Origin of the sequence: Variovorax sp. 160MFSha2.1 (assembly GCF_048305075.1) — a bacterium.
GTDB lineage: Bacteria > Pseudomonadota > Gammaproteobacteria > Burkholderiales > Burkholderiaceae_C > Variovorax > Variovorax guangxiensis.
In genome coordinates, this window is record NZ_CP157624.1 from 1,730,552 (window position 1) to 1,750,314 (window position 19,763).

Annotated in this window: 19 protein-coding genes; 11 read left to right on the plus strand and 8 right to left on the minus strand. The window is 68.3% G+C overall.

Translation table 11 applies throughout. The features are described 5' to 3' along the window. Nucleotides 1-5 precede the first annotated feature (5 nt). On the minus strand, nt 6-1,001 hold the full coding sequence (locus ABL838_RS07500; protein WP_418124914.1) for a Bug family tripartite tricarboxylate transporter substrate binding protein: 996 nt from the start codon (nt 999-1,001) through the stop codon (nt 6-8). Continuing rightward, nucleotides 998-1,918, minus strand: coding sequence for a LysR substrate-binding domain-containing protein (locus tag ABL838_RS07505; RefSeq protein WP_418124916.1), 921 nt, complete (start codon nt 1,916-1,918; stop codon nt 998-1,000). Before ABL838_RS07505 ends, ABL838_RS07500 begins: the two co-directional genes overlap by 4 nt. A gap of 121 nt (nt 1,919-2,039) precedes the next feature. Here ABL838_RS07505 and ABL838_RS07510 point away from each other — a divergent pair, with 121 nt between their 5' ends. From ABL838_RS07510 to ABL838_RS07520, 3 genes are read left to right on the plus strand one after another with little or no spacing between them, the layout of a single operon-like run. Next, nucleotides 2,040-4,787: a tannase/feruloyl esterase family alpha/beta hydrolase gene (locus ABL838_RS07510; RefSeq protein WP_418124918.1), complete on the plus strand. Its 2,748-nt coding sequence runs from the start codon at nt 2,040-2,042 to the stop codon at nt 4,785-4,787. Further along, nucleotides 4,784-6,151 carry a hypothetical protein gene (locus ABL838_RS07515; RefSeq protein WP_418124919.1) on the plus strand — a complete coding sequence of 456 codons (1,368 nt, stop codon included), beginning with the start codon at nt 4,784-4,786 and terminating at the stop codon, nt 6,149-6,151. Before ABL838_RS07510 ends, ABL838_RS07515 begins: the two co-directional genes overlap by 4 nt. Nucleotides 6,152-6,185: 34 nt before the next feature. Beyond that, on the plus strand, nt 6,186-7,163 hold the full coding sequence (locus ABL838_RS07520; protein WP_126023231.1) for a tripartite tricarboxylate transporter substrate-binding protein: 978 nt from the start codon (nt 6,186-6,188) through the stop codon (nt 7,161-7,163). A 10-nt stretch (nt 7,164-7,173) separates the two neighbouring features. Here ABL838_RS07520 and ABL838_RS07525 read toward each other — a convergent pair whose 3' ends face one another. Genes ABL838_RS07525 through ABL838_RS07535 form a run of 3 tightly spaced genes read right to left on the minus strand, consistent with a single transcriptional unit; the run spans nt 7,174 to nt 9,160 of the window. Beyond that, entirely contained in the window at nt 7,174-7,596 is a 423-nt protein-coding gene (locus ABL838_RS07525; protein ID WP_418124921.1) for a hypothetical protein, read from the minus strand. Between the two features lie 54 nt (nt 7,597-7,650). After that, complete coding sequence (locus ABL838_RS07530) at nt 7,651-8,187, minus strand: GrpB family protein (RefSeq protein ID WP_418124923.1); 537 nt, start codon at nt 8,185-8,187, stop codon at nt 7,651-7,653. 19 nt (nt 8,188-8,206) lie between these two features. Further along, nucleotides 8,207-9,160 carry a GlxA family transcriptional regulator gene (locus tag ABL838_RS07535; RefSeq protein WP_418125842.1) on the minus strand — a complete coding sequence of 318 codons (954 nt, stop codon included), beginning with the start codon at nt 9,158-9,160 and terminating at the stop codon, nt 8,207-8,209. 108 nt (nt 9,161-9,268) lie between these two features. Between ABL838_RS07535 and ABL838_RS07540 the strand changes: the two genes are divergently transcribed. Beyond that, the gene (locus ABL838_RS07540) at nt 9,269-10,282 is read left to right on the plus strand and encodes an SLAC1 anion channel family protein (protein WP_418124925.1); all 1,014 of its coding nucleotides are present in this window, start codon (nt 9,269-9,271) and stop codon (nt 10,280-10,282) included. 7 nt (nt 10,283-10,289) lie between these two features. Here ABL838_RS07540 and ABL838_RS07545 read toward each other — a convergent pair whose 3' ends face one another. Together ABL838_RS07545 and ABL838_RS07550 are read right to left on the minus strand one after the other, a co-directional pair. Then, nucleotides 10,290-10,778: a DUF2938 domain-containing protein gene (locus ABL838_RS07545; protein ID WP_418124927.1), complete on the minus strand. Its 489-nt coding sequence runs from the start codon at nt 10,776-10,778 to the stop codon at nt 10,290-10,292. After that, complete coding sequence (locus ABL838_RS07550; protein WP_418124928.1) at nt 10,771-11,634, minus strand: class I SAM-dependent methyltransferase; 864 nt, start codon at nt 11,632-11,634, stop codon at nt 10,771-10,773. Before ABL838_RS07550 ends, ABL838_RS07545 begins: the two co-directional genes overlap by 8 nt. Before the next feature lie 87 nt (nt 11,635-11,721). On the opposite strand from ABL838_RS07550, the gene ABL838_RS07555 reads away from it, so the two are divergent. Further along, complete coding sequence (locus tag ABL838_RS07555) at nt 11,722-12,159, plus strand: helix-turn-helix domain-containing protein (protein WP_418124930.1); 438 nt, start codon at nt 11,722-11,724, stop codon at nt 12,157-12,159. Here ABL838_RS07555 and ABL838_RS07560 read toward each other — a convergent pair whose 3' ends face one another. After that, nucleotides 12,160-12,975 (minus strand): IclR family transcriptional regulator, encoded by an 816-nt coding sequence (locus ABL838_RS07560; protein ID WP_311736981.1) that lies wholly within the window; start codon nt 12,973-12,975, stop codon nt 12,160-12,162. Between the two features lie 161 nt (nt 12,976-13,136). Between ABL838_RS07560 and ABL838_RS07565 the strand changes: the two genes are divergently transcribed. Genes ABL838_RS07565 through ABL838_RS07590 form a run of 6 tightly spaced genes read left to right on the plus strand, consistent with a single transcriptional unit; the run spans nt 13,137 to nt 19,734 of the window. Next, the gene (locus tag ABL838_RS07565; RefSeq protein ID WP_418124932.1) at nt 13,137-14,024 is read left to right on the plus strand and encodes an amidohydrolase family protein; all 888 of its coding nucleotides are present in this window, start codon (nt 13,137-13,139) and stop codon (nt 14,022-14,024) included. Further along, entirely contained in the window at nt 14,021-15,538 is a 1,518-nt protein-coding gene (locus tag ABL838_RS07570; protein WP_418124933.1) for a sugar ABC transporter ATP-binding protein, read from the plus strand. The genes ABL838_RS07565 and ABL838_RS07570 overlap by 4 nt, the downstream gene beginning before the upstream one ends. A gap of 28 nt (nt 15,539-15,566) precedes the next feature. After that, on the plus strand, nt 15,567-16,607 hold the full coding sequence (locus ABL838_RS07575; RefSeq protein ID WP_184635385.1) for an ABC transporter permease: 1,041 nt from the start codon (nt 15,567-15,569) through the stop codon (nt 16,605-16,607). 58 nt (nt 16,608-16,665) lie between these two features. After that, nucleotides 16,666-17,622, plus strand: coding sequence for an ABC transporter substrate-binding protein (locus ABL838_RS07580; protein WP_418124935.1), 957 nt, complete (start codon nt 16,666-16,668; stop codon nt 17,620-17,622). A gap of 32 nt (nt 17,623-17,654) precedes the next feature. Then, nucleotides 17,655-18,932: an L-fuconate dehydratase gene (locus ABL838_RS07585; RefSeq protein WP_418124936.1), complete on the plus strand. Its 1,278-nt coding sequence runs from the start codon at nt 17,655-17,657 to the stop codon at nt 18,930-18,932. Nucleotides 18,933-18,957: 25 nt separating this feature from the next. Then, nucleotides 18,958-19,734, plus strand: a complete 777-nt coding sequence (locus tag ABL838_RS07590) for an SDR family oxidoreductase (RefSeq protein WP_418124937.1) — start codon at nt 18,958-18,960, stop codon at nt 19,732-19,734. Nucleotides 19,735-19,763 lie beyond the last annotated feature (29 nt).

Here is a 19,763-nt window from a genome sequence, read left to right on the forward strand (position 1 = left end):
AAGACTCAGTCGAACTGCGCCCGATCCCCCGTCACAAGCTCCCGATTGCGCCGCCGGTCCAGCGCGATCTCGTGCGCGAAGGCGTCGCTGCCGCCACCCGCCGGCAGGTTGTAGGCCGCTCGCAGCCGTGCGCGCACCGCGTCGCTTTCCAGCACGCGGTTGATCTCCGCATTGAGCATCTGCACCACAGCTGGTGGTGTGCGCGCGGGCGCGAAGATGCCGAAGAGCGAGTCGCGGTTGGCCTTCCCGAAGCCCAGTTCCGCGAGCGTGGGCACCGTGGGCAGTGCCTCGATGCGCGCAGGCGCGCCCACGGCCAGCGCCTGGAATCGGCCACCTTCGATGTACTGCAGCTGCTGCGCGGCGACGTTGGTGGAGAGCACCTCGAACTGGCCGCTGAGCGCATCGTTGAGCTGCGGACCCCCGCCCTGGTAGGGAATGTGCGTGATGTCGGCACCGCTTTGCGCGCGCACCTGCGCCAGCACCAGGTGGCCGATGGTGGCCACGCCCGACGTCGCCCATCGCACTTCGCCCGGCTGCCTGCGCGCCTGCGCGATCAGCTCGCCGAAGCCTCGGCCGGTGAAGGCGGGCGTGCCCACCACCAGCACCGGTGTGCGCATGACGCTGGCCACGGGCACGAAGGCGCGCATCGGGTCGTAGGGAACGCGTGCGAGCAGAGGGTGCAGCGTGAGCGGGCTGATGGCCGAGAAGGCCAGCGTGCTGCCGTCGGGCGTGGAGCGGGCGAGTGCGTCCATGCCGAGGCTGCCGCCCGCGCCGGGGCGGTTCTCGATGAGCACCGGCACGCCGAGCGAACGTGCGAGCGGCTCGGCCAGCGCGCGCGCCATTCCGTCGCTCACGCCGCCGGGCGGATAGACCACGATCAGGCGCACCGGACGGTTCGGCCACTGTGCCGGCGCCGCGTGCAGCACGCGCGGCAATGCGCAGGCCGCCGCGAGCAGGGCGCTGGCGCGCTGCAGCAGGTGGCGACGGCGAAGCCGGATCATGAGCCGGGGTTCTCCTGCGCCAGCCTGCGCAGCAGCGCCGCGAAATTCAGAGCGGGCAGGTTGTCTTCGTCCGCGCGCGAGACCAGCGTGAGCGGCGCGTCGAGCTGCCCGCCGTCGGCGAGGCGCGTGTAGGCGATGGCGTGCGCGTGCACGCCATGCATCGACGCCGGCACCACCGAGAGGCCGACACCCGCGGCCACGAGATTGAGGTTGGTCATCATTCGATCGACTTCGGCCACCACGCGCGGGCGCAGCCCCTTGGCGTGGCACAGCGCGAGCAGGTCGGCATACAGGCCGGGCGCGCCCGGGCGCCGCACGAGGATGATGCCTTCCTCGCAGAGCTTCGCGAGCGGCAGCGGGCGCGAGTCCTTGTCGCGGCCGAGGGCAAGGCGATGGTCGCTGGGCATGGCGACCAGCACCGGCTCGCGCAGCAGCGTCTCGAACATCAGCCCCTCGGGCCGCGCGACCGGCACGCGCAGCAGGCCGCAGTGCAGGCGGCCGGCGGCCAGCGCCTCGGTGAGCTCGGCGGCGTTGTCTTCGCGCAGCTGCAGCTCCACGTCGGGGTAGGCGCGGCGGAACTCGCGCAGCGCCTCGGGCATGAAACGGTGCGCCGCCGCCGAGCTGGTGAAGCCCACCGCGAGCGTGCCGGCCTGGCCCTTGGCCACGCGGGTCATGCGCTGCTTCATCGATTCCATGTCCTGAAGCATGCGCAGCGCCTCGGCCTGGAACAGCCGGCCCGCGTCGGTGAGCGCCACGCCGCGCGGATGGCGCCGGAACAGCAGCACGCCCAGCTCGCGTTCGAGCGCCTTGATCTGCAGGCTCAAAGGCGGCTGCTGGATGCCCAGCTGCTCGGCCGCGCGCGTCATGTGGCCGGTCTCGGCAACGGCGGCGAAGTAGCGCAGTGCCCGTATGTCCATATGTTTTTTGTATGAAAAGTGCCTTGTTATTTTATTTGACCCTAAGTCACCCCGAATCTATCTTCCGGCCGCCCATTCAAGAACAAGCGGTCCAACGAGACCGCATGCCGGAGACAAGTCCATGCGCAAAGAGCGCCCCGCATCGAAGTTTCTCGCCGTCGCCAGTGCGATCGGCATCTCATTGGCCCTGACCGCCTGCGGCGGCGGAGGTGGGGGAGGGGGTGGCGGCTTCGGCTTCCTGCCCCCTGCGTCCTCTACGCCGCCCGCCGGCGGCATCGACAACCCGCCCGCGGGCGACCAGCCCGACAACCCGCCGTCTCCGGCCGTGCAACCGGTCGTCGCCTGCGCCGACCTCGCGGGCAAAAGCCTGCCTGCCCCGCTGATCAGCCTGCCCACGCAGGGCGCCACCGTCACCAGCGCCACGCCGGTCGCCGCGAGCGACGCCGGCAACACGCTGGGCGATTACTGCCGCGTGCGCGGCACCATCCAGCCGGTGGACCCCAATTCGCAGTCCATCAACTTCGCGGTCAACCTGCCCGAGAAGTGGAACCAGAAGACCATCCACTTCGGCGGCGGCGGCTTCGACGGCGTGCTCATCGACGGCACCGAGGTCATCCGCTTCGGCCCCGCCGGCAAGCCCGCGCCGCTCGCGCTGGGCTATGCCACCTACGGCGACGACTCGGGCCACCAGTCGGGCAGCATCACCGACGGCAAGTTCGCGGCCAACGACGAGCAGCTCGCCAACTACGGCGGCAACTCGCTCAAGAAGACGCGCGACGTGGCGCAGGCGCTGGTGCTCGCGCGCTACGGCGTGGCGCCGAAGCACGCCTACTTCCTGGGCACCTCCACCGGCGGGCGCGACGCGCTGAGCTACATCCAGCGCTGGCCGCTGGACTACGACGGCGTGATCGCCAACGAGCCCGCGCTCAACTACACCGGCACGCGCCTGTCGAACGTGGCCGTGGGCCGCGCGCTCTACAACAACGGCGGCGCCGGCTGGATGAACGTGGCGAAGACGCTGCTGGTGCAGAAGGCCGCGATGCAGGCCTGCGACAAGCTCGACGGCGCGGCCGACAGCATCGTGAGCAATGTCGAAAGCTGCCGCCTGCTGAACAGCCAGATCCTGGCCTCGCTGCGCTGCACCGGCGGCGCGGACACGGGCGACACCTGCCTGTCGGACGCGCAGCTCGACACCGTGCGCGCCATCGAATCGCCGCTGGACTTCACGACCTACGCGCTGGCCAACGGCGTGAAGCGCGCAGGGGGCTACAACCTGCTCGAGGGCGCGCTGGTGGCCGGCCCCTTCACCACGCGCGACCTCGGCACGCGCAAGGTGCCGGCCAACCCCGCCACCTCGGCCGACGCCAACATGTACGTCACCGGCGACCAGTGGGTGAAGTTCTTCGTCACCCGCATCGCCAACTTCGACACGCTGACCTTCGACCCGCTGGACCCGGGCAGCTATGCGGCGCGCGTGACCGAAGTGTCGAACCTCACCGACGCGACCAACCCGAACCTCGCGCCCTTCTTCGCGCACGGCGGCCGGCTCATCATGCTGCACGGCCTGGCCGACGAGGTGATCAGCCCCAACTCGACCATCGACTATTACAAGCAGCTCATCGCCACGGTGGGCCAGGCCTCGGTCGACCAGAGCGTGCGCTTCTACACCGTGCCCGGCATGGGCCACGGCACCGGCAGCTTCATTCCCAACTGGGACTCGCTCGCCGCGCTCGAAGGCTGGGTGGAGAACGGCCTCGCGCCCGCCACCGGCGTCGCGGTCGATGCGGTGGCCGGGACCTACGGCCGCACCCGCCCGCTGTGCCTGTTCCCGGCCTGGCCCAAGTACCGCGGCAGCGGCAGCCTGGACGCGGCCGTCAATTACAGCTGCGTGACCGAGGTCGGCGACCCGCTGGCCTGCCCGAACCTGCCCGCGGCCGTCACCACCTACAAGGGCGGCGACAGCTTCGGCGAGGAGCTGCGCGTGCAGATCGACCCGGCCACCATGGCCTACACCGTGACCATCGATGCCAGCCTGCAGCGCACGGCGGGCACGGTGCGCAGCGGCACGCTGGTGTCGGAGGGCAACTGCAGCTATGCCAGTGCGGAGAGCGGGGCGGTGTTCACTTTTGCGGCGGGCGGCGTGCTGGCGGGAGGCGTCAACGCACCGGTGGGTGGCGGCTTCGCGCCACTGCTCGCGTTCCAGAGCACTTTCGAGAATGCCGCCAGCCCCACGACTTTCAATCCGGTCGCGTTCGAAGGCAACGTCGCGGGCGTGCGGCAGGACACGTCAGGGTCGGCGATGGTCACGTCGGCATCGCGGTTCGCCGTGAAGCTGCGCAATGCGGGTACCTTCCAGTACTGTCGTGATCCGGTCCTGGGCTTCGTGCCTTACCTCGCTACTTGCGTGAGTCCCGAAAAGGGCTATCTCACCTACAACTCGACTCGCAATGCTTTCGACGTGCATACCACCGACCCGAACGGCTCCGCGACGACCACGGGAGGGGTGGTCACCGGCTCGATGGTGATCGGTCTGGTCAATGGCAAGCCTGTTCCTCTGCACCTCGTGCGCGAGTCCCAAGCCAACGCCGGCCTGCGCATGTTCGCCCCCCAGGCATCCCTCGCGGTCGGCACTGCCGATGGCACCTATGCCGTGTCCGGCGTGGATGGGCGCAATCGAGACGCCATGGTGGCAGGCACCAGCTTCAATCTCGGCGGCGCCGCAGCGAACCTGAGCTACGACGTGCCCGTGCTCGGCGTGGCACAAGCCGATGCTGGCCGTCCGGGCAATTTCATATTCAACGGCGGCATCCTTGCCTTCGTCACGACTGACGGAGTCAATGCCGCACTGGAACTCGGAGTACGCCATTGAAAAAACGACTCTCCCGCCTCGCGGCATCCGCGGCCTTCGCGCTTCTGGGAGCGGCATCGGCCATGCACGCACAGGCCGCACCCTCCGGCCCGAAGCCCGCAGCCTGCCCTTCGCCGGTACCCGAATCCGCCCGCTGCTACACCGGTGAAGACGGCGCGGGCTCGTTCTACTGGATCGCCATCCCGAAGGACTGGGCGAAGGATGCCGGCCGCGTGCTCGTGATGCACGCCCACGGCGGCCCCGAGACCGGACCGCCCAAGCTGGAGCGCAGCGAGGAAGACCTGAAGCGCTGGGCCGTCACCGTGAAGGCCGGCTATGCGTGGGCTGCTTCCACCTACAGGCGCGGCGGCTACGGCGTGACCATGGCGGCCGAAGACACCGAGCGCCTGCGCCGGATCTTCGTGCGCCATTTCGGCCAGCCGCACCGCACGCTGCTGCACGGTCAGAGCTACGGCGCGGGCGTGGCGGCGAAGGCGGCGGAGCTCTATGCGCCGGCCGGCGGCGCGAAGTCGCCCTACGACGGCCTGCTGCTCACCAGCGGCGTGCTCGGCGGCGGCAACAGCGCCTACGACTTCCGGCTCGACCTGCGCGTGGTCTACCAGTACGTCTGCCGCAACCATCCGCGCCCCGACGAGCCGCAGTACCCGCTGTGGATGGGCCTGCCGCTCGATTCGAAGCTCACGCGCGCCGACCTCGCCGCGCGCGTGAAGGAGTGCACCGGCGTCGGCCTGCCCGCCGCGCAGCGCACGCCCGAGCAGGCGGCGCGGCTGAAGACCATTCTTTCGGTCGTGAAGATCCAGGAGCGCTCGCTGCTGGGCCACCTGAGCTGGGCGACCTGGCTCTTCCAGGACCTGGTGCAGAAGCGCCTGGAGGGCCGCAACCCCTTCGGCAACGTCGGCGTGGTCTACAGCGGCTCGGCCGACGACGCGGCGCTCAATGCCGGCGTGCTGCGCTATGCGGCCGATCCGCAGGCCAAGGGCGCGCTGGCGGCCGACAGCCAGCCCACCGGCCGCACCGCGCTGCCCACCGTGGGCCTGCATGCCATCGACGATCCCACGGCTTTCGTCGAACTCGAAAACTCCTACCGCCGCATCCGCGACGCGGCCGGTACCGGCAACCTGCTGGTGCAGAGTTTCAGCAGCGAGCGCGAGCACAGCTACCTGAGCGACTCGGAATACCCCGCGCTCTTCGCCGCGCTGCTCGACTGGATCGACAAGGGCGAGAAGCCCACGCCCGAGGGCCTCGCCCAACGCTGCAAGACGCTGATGCCGCGCTACGACACCGACGGCAGGAACGGCTGCCACATCCAGCCCGCATGGCAGCCGCCCGCGCTGGAGAGCCGCGTGCCGCCGCGCGCGCCCTGAATTCCTTTTTTCAATCCAACCTCACGGAGACTCCATGAAGAAACTGTTCGCCCTCGCGGCGATCGCCGCTGCCGCCGTCGCTGCCCATGCGCAGGACTTCCCGGGCGGCAAGCCCGTCACCATCGTCGTGCCCTTCGCGGCCGGCGGCCCGACCGACCGCGTCGCGCGCGACCTTGCCGAGGCGCTGCGCAAGCCGCTGGGCGGCAGCACCGTCATCATCGACAACGTGCCCGGCGCGGGCAGCTCCATCGGCGCGGCCAAGGTGGCGCGCGCCACGCCCGACGGCTACACGCTGCTGCTCAACCACATCGCGATGGCCACCGTGCCCAGCCTGGTGCGCAACGTGCCGTTCAAGGTCGAGACCGACTTCGAGTACCTGGGCATCGTCAACGACGTGCCGATGACGCTCATCTCCAAACCCAGCATTCCGGCCGCCAACTACAAGGAGCTCAGCGGCTGGATCGCCGCCAACAAGGGCAAGATCAACCTCGGCAACGCCGGCGTGGGCTCGGCCTCGCACCTGTGCGGCCTGCTGTTCCAGAGCGCCACCAAAACCGAGATGACGCCCGTGCCCTACAAGGGCACCGCGCCCGCCATCACCGACCTGATCGGCGGCCAGATCGACCTGCTGTGCGACCAGACCACCAACACCACGCCGCACATCCAGGGCGGCAAGGTGAAGGCCTTCGCCGTCACCACGTCGAAGCGGCTCGCGCTGCCGCTGTTGAAGGACCTGCCCACGCTCGACGAGGCCGGCCTGAAGAACTTCCAGGTCACGATCTGGCACGGCCTGTACGCGCCCAAGGGCACGCCCGCGCCGGTGCTGAAGAAGCTCAACGACGCACTCAAGGTCGCGCTGAAAGATCCGGACTTCATCCACCGCGAGGAACAGCTCGGCGCCGTGGTTGCCACCGACGGCCGCGTCGAGCCGGCGGGCCACAAGAAGTTCGTGATCGACGAGATCGCGAAATGGACGCCCGTGATCAAGGCGGCGGGCGTCTACGCCGACTGAGAGCCGCAAGCTACCGCCCCACGGCGACCAGCGTCCAGACGATCGCCACCAGCTGGGCGATGTTGATCAGGATCGCGACCACGTGGGTTCTGCGGAACCCCGGGATCGCGTCCATGTAGTTCGACTGGATCTGCGTGCCCAGCGCGTCCATCTTCGGAATCACTTTCTTGCGCAGCACGACGGCGATCGCGGCCAGCGCCGCGGCGCCGGCCGCGATGCCCAGCCGGCCTGCGGAGGCAAAGCTCACCGCCGTCGCGCTCGCGGTGATGAAGGCGGCGACGTAGTAGATGTTGAAGAAGCCGCGCACGAAGCGCGCGTCCAGCGGCGTGTCGTGCTTGAGCACCAGCAGCGGGATGGAGCCCATGATGAAGTAGGCCGTCGTGACGAGCAGCGCCACCGTGAAGAACAGGGCGGCGAACATGGCAGCGGACATCTGGACTCACCTCCGTGCACAGGCCTCTTCGGGCCTCCTGCGGCGCTGGAACGGCTACTCCCTGGGAATCTGGGCCTCGATTTCCTTGATTACAGCCTCTTTCTGGCGGTTGTATATCTGGGGATTGGCCGGATCGACCGCGTGGGCGCGGTCCTTGGCCTGCTCGTACTTCAGGCGCAGGTCGGGGCGGCGTTCGAGGATGCCGATGAAGGCCAGCGAATCCCTGTGGACCGGATCGCCGCGGTGGCAGACGTGGATGTTGATATTGAAGCGCCGTCCTGCGTGCAGCACCGAGCCGCAGACGTACGGCTTCTCGTCGCGGTCGACCCAGACCGGGCGGCGGTGGAAGCCGATGCCTTCGAACTGCGCCTGCTCCTCGCGCAGGTTCTCGCGGGTGGTGATGGCGGCCGTGTCGATCATGGGCTTGCCGCGCAGGCCGACGATGGCCGTGCTGCCGATGTGCACCAGCTCCACGGCGGGCAGCCGTGTCTGCACGTACTCGCGCGCGGCGGCGAAGACTTCGGCGTACGCCGGGTCGTAGGCGACGATGTTGCGCTGGTCCAGTCCCTCGTCGAATGGCTCGATCTTCATGGGTCGCTCCGGTGTGTCGTCAGCTGGCGAAGCGCCTGCGGTACTCCACGAGGCTCACGCCCAGGCGGCGGCCGAATGCGCGCCTGAAGCCGTCAACGTTCGCGTAGCCCACCGCGTCGGCCAGCCGCTTGGCCGGCAGGTCCGACTCCTCGGCCATGCGGCGGGCGGCGTCGATCCTCGCATTCTCGACAAACTCGGCCGGCGTGGTGCCGGTTTCGCTGCGGAAGATGCGCGCGAAGTTGCGCTCGCTCATGCCGGCGCGCCGGGCGAGGGCGGGCACGGAGAGGTCGCCCTTGAGGTTCGCGAGCACGTGGTCCTGCACCTCGCGCATGCTGGAGCGCTCGGAGGTCTGGGCCGCCAGGTGGGCGCTGAACTGGCTCTGGCCGCCGGGGCGCTTGAGGAACATCACCAGCTGCCGCGCCACGCTCAGCGCGAGGTCGCGGCCGTGGTCTTCCTCCACCATGGCCAGCGCGAGGTCCATGCCGGCCGTGACGCCGGCGGAGGTGAAGAGCTGGCCGTCGCGCACGTAGATGGCGTCCGACTCGACGCTGGCGAGCGGGTAGTCGGAGGCGAGCTGGCCCGCGAGCTTCCAGTGCGTGGCCACGCGCTTGCCGTCGAGCAGCCCGCTGGCGGCCAGCACGAAGGCGCCGCTGCACACCGAGCCGTAGCGCCTCACGGTGCGCGCCTGGCGCCTGAGCCACTCTTGCAACTGCGTGTCGGCCGCCATGTCTTCCACGCGGGGGCTGCCGGCGACCAGCAGGGTGTCGATGGCGCCGCGATGCGTGGCCACCGTGGAATCGACGCCCAGCCGCAGCCCGCCGCTGCTCTTGAGCATGCTTTCGCCGCTGGAGATCACCTGGACGCGATAGGCGCGCGGGTCGCCCAGCTGCTGCGATGCCTCGGCGAAGACGTCGGCGGGGCCGGCCACGTCGAGCAGCTGGAAACGGGGAAAGGCGAGGATGGCGACACGCATGGCAGACAAGGTCCGGGGATTGGCTGAAAACGCCGTGAGTTGGCGGAAATGGCTTCGGTAGTCTGGCGGAAAATACACACTAATGCAAATCCAGCCAAGGACGACAACATGCAAAACCAGGCTCTGAACCCTTCCTCCCCGGTGATTTCATCGGTCGCCGCGGTTGCGCCGCGCGCGCAAGCCTCCGTGCGCAACCTCCCGGTCAACCTCTTCGCCTCCGTGATGGGCTTTTCCGGGCTGGCCCTCGCATGGCGGCTCGCGCATGAGAGCCTGGGCGCGCCGGCCATCGTCGGCGAAGCCATCGGGGCCTTCGCGCTGGGCGTGTTCGTGCTGATCGCGGCGGGCTACCTGACGAAGCTGGTGAGGCATCCGCAGGCGGTGCACGCGGAGTTCCATCATCCGGTGGCGGGCAACTTCTTCGGCACCATCGCGATCTCCATCCTGCTGCTGTCGGCCGTCATCGCGCCGTACAGCGCACCCCTCGCTCACCTCGCATGGACGATCGGGCTGCTGGCGACCTTCTCGCTGAGCTTCGCCGGCCTGTCGCGGCTGCTGAAGGGGCAGGTGGATGCCTCGCTCGCAGTGCCTGCGTGGATCATCCCCGGCGTGGCCACGCTCGATATTCCCGTGACCGGCGCGCACATGCCGATGGCCTGGGCGGCCGAGGCCAACCTGGCTGCCAGCGCCATCGGCGTGGTGCTGGCCCTCGTGCTCTTCACCATGATCATCGGCCGGCTGGTGCATCGCGATCCGCTCGCTCCCGCCATGGAGCCATCGCTGATGATCCTGGTGGCGCCTTTCGCCGTGGGCTTTCTCGCCTACACCAACATCGTCGGCGAGATCGACCGCTTCGCCTCGCTGCTCTTCTACTTCGGCCTTTTCATGTTCGCCGTGGTCGCGCCGAAGGTGTTCCGCCGTGGCGCCAGTTTCGCACCGAGCTGGTGGGCGATCGGCTTCCCGATGGCCGCGCTCGCCAACGCCGCGCTGAAGTACGCCGAGTCGCATCCGAGCGAGCCGCTCTGGGCGATCGCCATCGTGCTGCTGGCTGCGCTGAACGTGGCGCTGGCGGTGCTCACGGTGAAGACGGTGCGGATCGCGCTCAACGGGAAGCTCTTCGCCTGAGCTTCGCTCAGGCCAGGGCCCGGCCGGTCGCGTAGAGCCCGAGCCCGAAGACCGCGTGCGTGACCAGGCTGTGCAGCCGCGCGATGGCCGGCCGTGGCGTGCGGCTGGCGGCGATGCCGGCGCCCATGGCCGGCTGCATCACGAAGAAGGGAGCGGCCACGCTGCCGATGCCGATGAGCATTGCGGGGCCGAGCGTGGGAGCAAGCAGCCAGCCATGGCCCCAGACGGCGAGCAGCACCGCCGCGAATGCGATGCCGATCGCGTAGTGCGCCACCCAGCCGAGCAATCGTTCTCCACGCACGGGCGGCGTGGCGGCAATCGGCATGTGGAAGAAGCGCCCGCGCGGCAGCCAGGCGAGCCAGCGGCCGACCAGCGCGTAGTCGAGCGATGGAACGCCGAGCAGGCGTTTGCGGGCGACGCCCCAGAGATCGATGAGCGCGGTGGCGCCGGTGCCGATCAACACTGCACTGGCAAGAAGCTTCATCGCGTCAGGCATCGGCACGCCCCTTGACCAGCCAGCAGGCTGCGGTCAGCCGGACCTCGTCGCCATGCACGTAGGCCTCGAAGGCGGCGCGCACCGTGTGGATGACCCGGGCGCGCGTTTCCTCATCCGCCTGCAGCAGCGCAATGCCGACCGGACCGAGGCGGCTCAGATAGCCGATCAGATCCCTCTCGGGCATCGTGCAGTGCAGGTCGACGGGCCGGATGTCGATGCAGTGCCAGCCGCTTTCCTCGAGGACGGCCTGCACCCGCTCGCGGTCCGCGAAGGCGAACTGGCCCGGTGCGCCCGGAACCCGGGGCGGCAGGTTCGGCAGCAGCGGCGCGGCTGCGCGTTCGGCGGTCGTCATGAACGGGTTCTCGGCCGCGCTTCGCCATGCGACGAAGCTCAGCCCGGCGCCGTCCTTCGCGGCGTGCCGCAGGTTGGCGAAGGCGCGCACAGGGTCGTCGAAGAACATCACGCCAAGGCGCGAGACGATGCTGTCGAAGCCCGCGGGCTCGAATGCGTGGGTCTGTGCGTTCGCGCAGACGAAGCGCGCGGGGATTCCTTCGCGCCCGGCACGGATGCGGGCGGCGGCGATCATCGGCTGCGAGATGTCGATGCCGGTGCATTCCGCGCCGCCGCCCACCGCTCGCGCGATGGCCAGCGTGGTGCCGCCGGTGCCGCAGCCGACGTCGAGCACGCGGCTCCCGGGAGCGGCGCAGGCCGTCTCGACGAGCAGTTTCTCCAGCGGGCCGAAAAGCTGGTCCAGCGTTTGCTGCGCATCGACCCAGGCGTGGCCGGCCGGGCCGTTCCAGAGCCGGGCCTGTGCGTCGCCGGCCGCTTGCGTGGCGGGGTGCATGGTTTTCTCCATGATCGTTTCCTCTTGCTTGCCTTCACGAGGCGGAAGCCGCACTATGCAAATTCAAGCCGGCTTGAAGTCAAGAGGAGGAGGAAGCACATGGATATCGCCGAAGTGGCCAAACGCTCCGGCCTGCCCGCGTCCACGCTGCGCTACTACGACGAGAAGGGGCTGATCGCCTCCACCGGCCGGCAGGGCCTGCGGCGCACATTCGATAAAGGCGTGCTGGAGCGGCTGGCGCTGATCGCGCTGGGCCGCGCCGCCGGTTTCTCGCTCGACGAGATCGCGCGCATGTTCGGCCCCAACGGCCAGCCGCGCATCGACCGGCTGATGCTCAACGCCAAGGCGGACGAGCTCGACCGCACGATCCGCAACTTGAGCGCGATGCGCGACGGCCTGCGCCATGCGGCCGTCTGCCGCGCACCCAGCCACATGGAGTGCCCGACCTTCCGGCGCATTCTTGGCGCCGCGGCGTCGGGGGCGATCGGCGGCCGCAGAGAGAAAAAGAAGAAGCAGCAGCCTCCGCCGGCAGGCTGATCAGGCGTTCGCCAGCAGAGAGAGATCGCGCGCGGCCTGCAGCATGAGTTCTCGCGCGCGGTCCAGCGACGGAATCGCGTGCCGGTCGATGCGCCGGATGTACGGCGTGGTGAGCACCGCCAGCGCATGCCCGTGCGGCCCGAGGATGGGGCAGGAGATGTCGATCACGCCGAAGTACTGCATGCTCTCGCGCTGCCGGTAACCGGTGGCGCGCACGGCCTCGAGCATGTGCTCCAGCTCGTCAGGCGGAATCTGTACCTCGCCGTCGAGCGCGACGTGCTCCGCCAGCATCTGCCGGCGCCGCTCTTCCGACTCGCAGGCCAGCAGCACCTGGCCCGAGCCGGTGTCCAGCAGGTTCACGCGCGTGCCGGGCCGCACCGTCATGCTGCTCGCCGCGGGGCTGTTGACCTGCGCCACGATCTGCACGTTGCCCCGGTCGTACACGCCCAGGTGGCAGGACTGCTCGGCCTCCTTCACGTAGCGGTCCATCACCGGCAGCGCCTGCGTCACCAGCCGGTGGTTCGGCGGATAGCGGTGCGCCAGGTCGAACATCTTCAGGCTCAGGCTGTAGCGGTCGCCCGCCAGCGAGCGCAGCACGTACTGGCGCGCCACCAGCCGTTCGAGCATGCGATAGATCTCGCTGGGGCCGCGGTCGAGCGCCTTCACGATCTCGCCGCGCGTCAGGCCTTCGGGCTGGTCGGCCAGCAGTTCGAGGATGTCCAGGCCCTTGTCGAGCGCGGGAGCGCGGTAGCGGTCTTGCTGCTCCTGCTCTTCGGCGGGCTTGCCGAGGATGTCCGGTTGAATCGATTTGTTCACCAATGAATTTCAACAGCAAGGATCGTCGTTTGCAAGTTTCGTTTTACGGGAAAGCACCCATGAAGCGCGCTTGACGCTGAAAGTTCGTATGTAAATACTATGTTCACGAATGGACTAGAGAGGCAAGGCGTTCGGCAGCCAGGCGCTGCCCGCGACCCGAAATGATCCAGCGAATCGACTCGCATCAGCACTTCTGGCGGCCCGCGCGCGGCGACTACACGTGGCTGCGCGCCGACGTGCCCGCGCTGGCGCCGCTCCTGCGCGACTTCATGCCCGAAGACCTGCAGCCGCTGCTGCATGCCCACGGCGTGAGCCGGACCGTGCTCGTGCAGGCCGCCGATTCCCACGCCGAGACCGACTTCATGCTCGATCTCGCGGGCAGCCGCGACGAGATCGGCGGCGTGGTCGGCTGGGTCGACCTGAGCCGGCCCGACGCCGCCGCCTCGCTGGAGCGGATGGCGCGGCATCCCAAATTCAAGGGCGTGCGGCCGATGCTGCAGGACCTGCCCGACGACGACTGGATCGCGCGCCGCCCGCATCCCGATGCGGTGAACGCCATGCTGAAGCTCGGCCTGCGCTTCGACGCGCTCGTGAACCCGCGTCACCTTCCGTGGCTTCTGCGGTTCGCGAAGCGTTGGCCGCAGTTGCCGATGGTGATCGACCATGCGGCCAAGCCACCGGTGGGCGCGCACGGCAGCGAAGAATTCGCCCGCTGGCGCGAAGACATGGCGGCCATGGCCGCGCTGCCCCAGGTCTGCTGCAAGTTCTCGGGCCTGTGGACCGAGGCGCGGCCCGCGATGCAGCGCGATGCGGATGCCTTCGCACAGGCGGTTCGCCCTGTGTGGGAGCACCTGCTCGAAGTCTTCGGCCCGGCGCGCCTGATGTGGGGCAGCGACTGGCCCGTGCTCACGCTGGCCGGCGATTACGCGGGCTGGGTCGCGGTGAGCGAAGCCTGCATCGGCGGCCTTTCTCCCAACGAGCAGGCCGAGGTGTGGCACGGCACCGCCCAGCGCTTCTACGGCCTGGCGTCGATTCAGGACCCCTCATGACGCAACCCATCGTCACCATTCGCGACCTGAGCAAGTCCTTCGCCGGCGTGCGCGCGCTCGACAGGGCGCAGTTCGAACTGCTGCCCGGCGAGGTGCATGCGCTCATGGGCGAGAACGGGGCCGGCAAGTCCACGCTGATGAAGGTGCTTGCGGGCGTCTACCGCAAGGATTCGGGCGAGGTGCTGCTCGACGGCCGGCCCGTGGACATCGAGAGCCCGCGCGCCGCGCAGGCATTGGGCATCGGCATCATCCATCAGGAGCTCAACCTGATGAACCACCTGAGCGCCGCGCAGAACATCTTCATCGGCCGCGAGCCGCGCGGTCGCTTCGGCCTCTTCATCGACGAGGAGGCCATGTGCTGCGAGGCGCAGCGCATCTTCGAGCGCATGAACCTGAAGCTCGACCCGCGCACGCCGGTGGGCGAACTCACGGTGGCACGGCAGCAGATGGTGGAGATCGCCAAGGCGCTCTCGTTCGAGTCGCGCGTGCTCATCATGGACGAACCCACCGCCGCCTTGAACAACGAGGAGGTGGCAGACCTGTTCCGCATCATCGGGCGCCTGCGTTCGCGCGGCGTGGCCGTCGTCTACATCTCGCACAAGATGGACGAGCTCAAGCGCATCGCCGACCGCGTGACCGTGATGCGCGATGGCCAGTACATCGCCACCGTGCCGATGGCCACGACGCCGATGGACGCGCTCATCGCCATGATGGTGGGCCGCCAGCTCGCCGAAGCCGGGCACGAGATGCCCGACACCTCGGGCAACGAGGTGGTGCTGGAGGCCAGGGGCATCTGCCGGGGCGCGATGGTGCGCGACGCCAGCTTCGTGCTGCGGCGCGGCGAGATACTCGGCTTCGCGGGGCTGATGGGCGCGGGCCGCACCGAGCTGGCGCGCGCCGTGTTCGGTGCCGACCGCATCGACGCGGGCGAAGTGCTCGTGCAGGGGCGGAAGGTGTCGATCCGCTCCCCCGAGGATGCGGTGGCCCACGGCATCGGCTACCTGTCGGAGGACCGCAAGCACTTCGGCCTGGCCACCGGCATGGACGTGGAAACCAACATCGCGCTAGCGAGCATGAAGCGCTTCCTGTCGGCGGGCTTCCTCATCGACCAGGCGGCTGTCGAATCGGCCGGTGAGCGCTATGTGCGGCAGCTCGGCATCAAGACGCCGTCGGTGCGCCAGCAGGTGCGGCTGTTGTCGGGCGGCAACCAGCAGAAGATCGTCATCGCGAAGTGGCTGCTGCGCGACTGCAATGTGCTCTTCTTCGACGAGCCCACGCGCGGCATCGACGTGGGCGCCAAGGCCGAGATATACCGCCTGCTCAACGAGCTGGCCGCGCAGGGCAAGGCCATCGTCATCATTTCCTCGGAGCTGCCCGAGGTGCTGCGCATGAGCCACCGCGTGCTCGTGATGTGCGAGGGCCGCATCACCGGCGAGCTCCGGGCGCGCGAGGCCTCGCAGGAAAGGATCATGCAGCTCGCCACCCGGCGCGAGACCGCGCACGCCGCCCCTTGACCACGCACGACACGACTGGAGACTCCCCTTGACGACCCCCACCGTGACCACCGCAGCCACCGCAGCGGGCTTCTCGCCGAAGACGCTGAAGGACAGGCTCCTGCGCCCCGCCACGCGGCAGAAGCTGCTGGCCTTCGCCAGCCTCGTCGCGCTGATGGTGTTCTTCAGCTTCGCGTCGCCGCAGTTCCTGCAGGCCGACAACCTCGTGGGCATCCTGCAGTCGACCGCGGTGAACGGCGTGCTCGCCATCGCCTGCACCTTCGTCATCATCACCTCAGGCATCGACCTCTCGGTGGGCACGCTGATGACCTTCTGCGCCGTCATGACCGGCGTGGTGCTCACCTACATGGGCATGCCGCTGTGGCTGGGCATCTGCGCGGCCATCTTCTTCGGCGCGCTCAGCGGCTTCGTCTCGGGGCTGCTGATCGCCAAGCTGAAGATTCCGCCCTTCATCGCGACGCTGGGCATGATGATGCTGCTCAAGGGCCTGTCGCTGGTGATCTCGGGCACCAAGCCGATCTACTTCAACGACACGCCGGGCTTCACCGCCATCTCGCAGGACTCGCTGATCGGCGACATCGTGCCCTCGCTGCCCATTCCCAACGCGGTGCTGATCCTGTTCCTGGTGGCGGTGGCCGCGAGCATCGTGCTCAACAGGACGATCCTCGGGCGCTACACCTTCGCGCTCGGCAGCAACGAGGAGGCGGTGCGCCTGTCGGGCGTGAACACCGACTTCTGGAAGATCGTGGTCTACACGGTGAGCGGCGGCATCTGCGGCATCGCGGGCCTGCTGATCGCATCGCGCCTGAACTCGGCGCAGCCCGCGCTGGGGCAGGGCTACGAGCTCGACGCCATCGCGGCGGTGGTCATCGGCGGCACCTCGCTCAGCGGCGGCACCGGCACCATCGTGGGCACGATCATCGGCGCCTTCATCATGAGCGTGCTCACCAACGGCCTGCGCATTCTTTCGGTGGCGCAGGAGTGGCAGACGGTGGTCACCGGCGTGATCATCATCCTGGCCGTGTACGCCGACATCCTGCGCCGCCGCAGCGGCAGCAAGGCGCGCTGAACTCCCGCCCGTTTCCGATCCCGATCCGTTCGTTCCCCACAACCACAGGAGACATCGCATGATCCAGAGAAGAACAGTCGTCGCTTGCGCGCTGGGCGCGGCCCTTGCCGGTGTGTCGGCACTCGCGCAGGCACAGCAGGCGCAGGAGATCTACATCCCGCTCGTGTCCAAGGGCTTCCAGCACCAGTTCTGGCAGGCCGTGAAGTCAGGCGCCGAGCAGGCCGCCAAGGACCTGAAGGTGAAGGTGAGCTTCGAAGGCCCCGAGACCGAGGCCATGGTCGACAAGCAGATCGACATGCTCTCGGCCGCGCTCGCCAAGAAGCCGCAGGCCATCGGCTTCGCCGCGCTCGACAGCCAGGCCGCGATTCCGCTGCTGAAGAAGGCGCAGGCCGCGAAGATCCCGGTGGTGGCCTTCGACTCGGGCGTGGACAGCGACATTCCGGTGACCACGACCACCACCGACAACAAGGCCGCCGCCGCGCTGGCCGCCGACAAGATGGCCGAGCTCATCGGCAAGAGCGGCGAGGTGGCGCTGGTAGTGCACGACCAGACCAGCCGCACCGGCGTGGACCGGCGCGACGGCTTCGTCAACCGCATCAAGTCGGCTTACCCGAACATCAAGATCGTGAGCGTGCAGTACGGCGGCGGCGACCAGCTGAAGTCGACCGAGATCACCAAGTCGATATTGCAGGCATCGCCCAACCTCAAGGGCATCTTCGGCGCCAACGAGGGCTCGGCCATCGGCGTGGTCAACGGCGTGCGCGAGATGAAGCGCACCGGCAAGGTGGTGGTCATCGGCTACGACTCCGGCAAGCAGCAGAAGAACGCCATCATGGACGGCAGCATGGCTGGCGCCATCACGCAGAACCCGGTGGGCATGGGCTACAAGACCGTCGAGATGGCGGTGAAGGCCGTCAAGGGCGAGAAGCTGCCGAAGATCGTCGACACCGGTTTCTTCTGGTACGACAAGACCAACATCGCCGATCCCAAGATCGCGGCTGTGCTGTACGACTGATCCGCAGGCGAAGAAAGAACCCATAGGAACCCATGACCATCGTCCGCTCCATGCGCGTGCTAGACGTGCGCTTTCCCACTTCGCAGCATCTGGACGGCTCGGATGCGATGAACCCCGATCCGGACTACTCGGCGGCGTACGTCGTGCTCGAGACCGACCAGCCGGGGCTGGAGGGCCATGGGCTCACCTTCACCATCGGACGCGGCAACGAGATCTGCTGCGCGGCGATCGAGGCGATGCGGCATCTGGTCGTGGGGCTCGACCTTGCATGGGTGGCCGAGGACATGGGGCGCTTCTGGCGGCATGTGACTTCCGACAGCCAGCTGCGCTGGATCGGCCCCGACAAGGGCGCGATCCATCTCGCGACCGGCGCGATCGTGAATGCGATGTGGGATCTCTGGGCCAAGTCCGAAGGCAAGCCCGTGTGGCAGCTGGTGGCCGACATGTCGCCCGAGGAACTGGTGCGCTGCATCGACTTTCGCTACATCACCGACTGCATCGCGCCCGACGAGGCGCTCGCACTGCTGCGCGAAGCATCGAAGGGCAAGCAGGAACGCATCGCCACGCTGAAGGCCGAGGGCTACCCCTGCTACACGACCTCCGCCGGCTGGCTGGGCTATCCCGACGAGAAGCTGCGGCGGCTCGCGCAGGAGGCGATCGACGCGGGTTTCAGCCACATCAAGCTCAAGGTGGGGCGCGACCTGCAGGACGACATCCGCCGCCTGAAGGTGGCGCGCGAGGTGCTCGGGCCCGACAGGCATTTGATGATCGACGCCAACCAGGTGTGGGAAGTGGGGCAGGCCATCGACTGGGTGCGGCAGCTCGCCTTCGCGAAGCCGTGGTTCATCGAAGAGCCGACCAGCCCCGACGACGTGGAAGGCCACCGCAGGATCCGCGAGGGCATCGCGCCGGTGAAGGTGGCCACGGGCGAGATGTGCCAGAACCGCATCATGTTCAAGCAGTTCATCATGCGCGGCGGCATCGACGTGGTGCAGATCGACGCCTGCCGGCTGGGGGGAGTGAACGAGATCCTGGCGGTGATGCTGATGGCAGCGAAGTACAAATTGCCCGTGTGCCCGCACGCGGGCGGCGTGGGGCTGTGCGAGTACGTGCAGCACCTGTCGATGATCGACTACCTCTGCATCTCGGGTACGCGCGAGGGCCGGGTGGCCGAGTACGTCGATCATCTGCACGAGCATTTCGTGGAGCCCTGCGAGGTTCGCAACGCGGCCTACATGCCGCCGAAGGGCGCGGGCTTCTCGATCACGATGAAGCCGCAGTCGCTGGAGCAGTACCGCTTCAAGGGATAGACAGCAAGGAAAGGCATCGCCAGGCATGGACCTGCATCTGAAGGACAAGGTGGTGATCGTCACCGGCGGCGGCAGCGGCATCGGCGCGGCCATCTCGATGACGCTGGCGCAGGAAGGAGCGGTGCCGGTGATCTTCGGCAAGAACCCGCTCGATGCGCCTTTCGAGGAAGCGCTGCGCAAGCTGCAGCCTCGCACGCGCTTCTTCCAGCTCGAACTGATGGAAGAGACCGCCTGCGTCAAGGCCATTGCCGACACGGCCGCCGCGTTCGGCCGCATCGACGGGCTGGTCAACAACGCGGGCGTGAACGACAGCGTGGGGCTCGAGGCGGGGCGCGATGCCTTCGTTTCTTCGCTGGAGCGAAACCTCATTCACTGCTACGTGATGGCGCACCATTGCCTGCCGCATCTGAAGGCCAGCAAGGGCGCCATCGTCAACATCTCGTCGAAGACGGCCGTCACGGGACAAGGCAACACCAGTGGCTACACGGCGGCCAAGGGTGCGCAGCTGTCGCTCACGCGCGAATGGGCCGCTTCGTTGCTGGAAGACGGCGTGCGCGTGAACGCGGTGATCCCGGCTGAAGTGATGACGCCGCTCTACCAGCGCTGGATTTCCGCCTTCGACGAACCCGACCGCAAGCTCGCCGACATCACCGACAGGATCCCGCTGGGCCGGCGCATGACCACGCCCGAGGAGATCGCGGACAACGTCGTGTTCCTGCTCTCGGAGCGCGCCTCGCACACCACGGGGCAATGGGTGTTCGTGGATGGCGGATACACGCATCTGGACCGGGCACTGACCTGATCGTCTCGAAGCTTTTTCCTGGAGCTGTG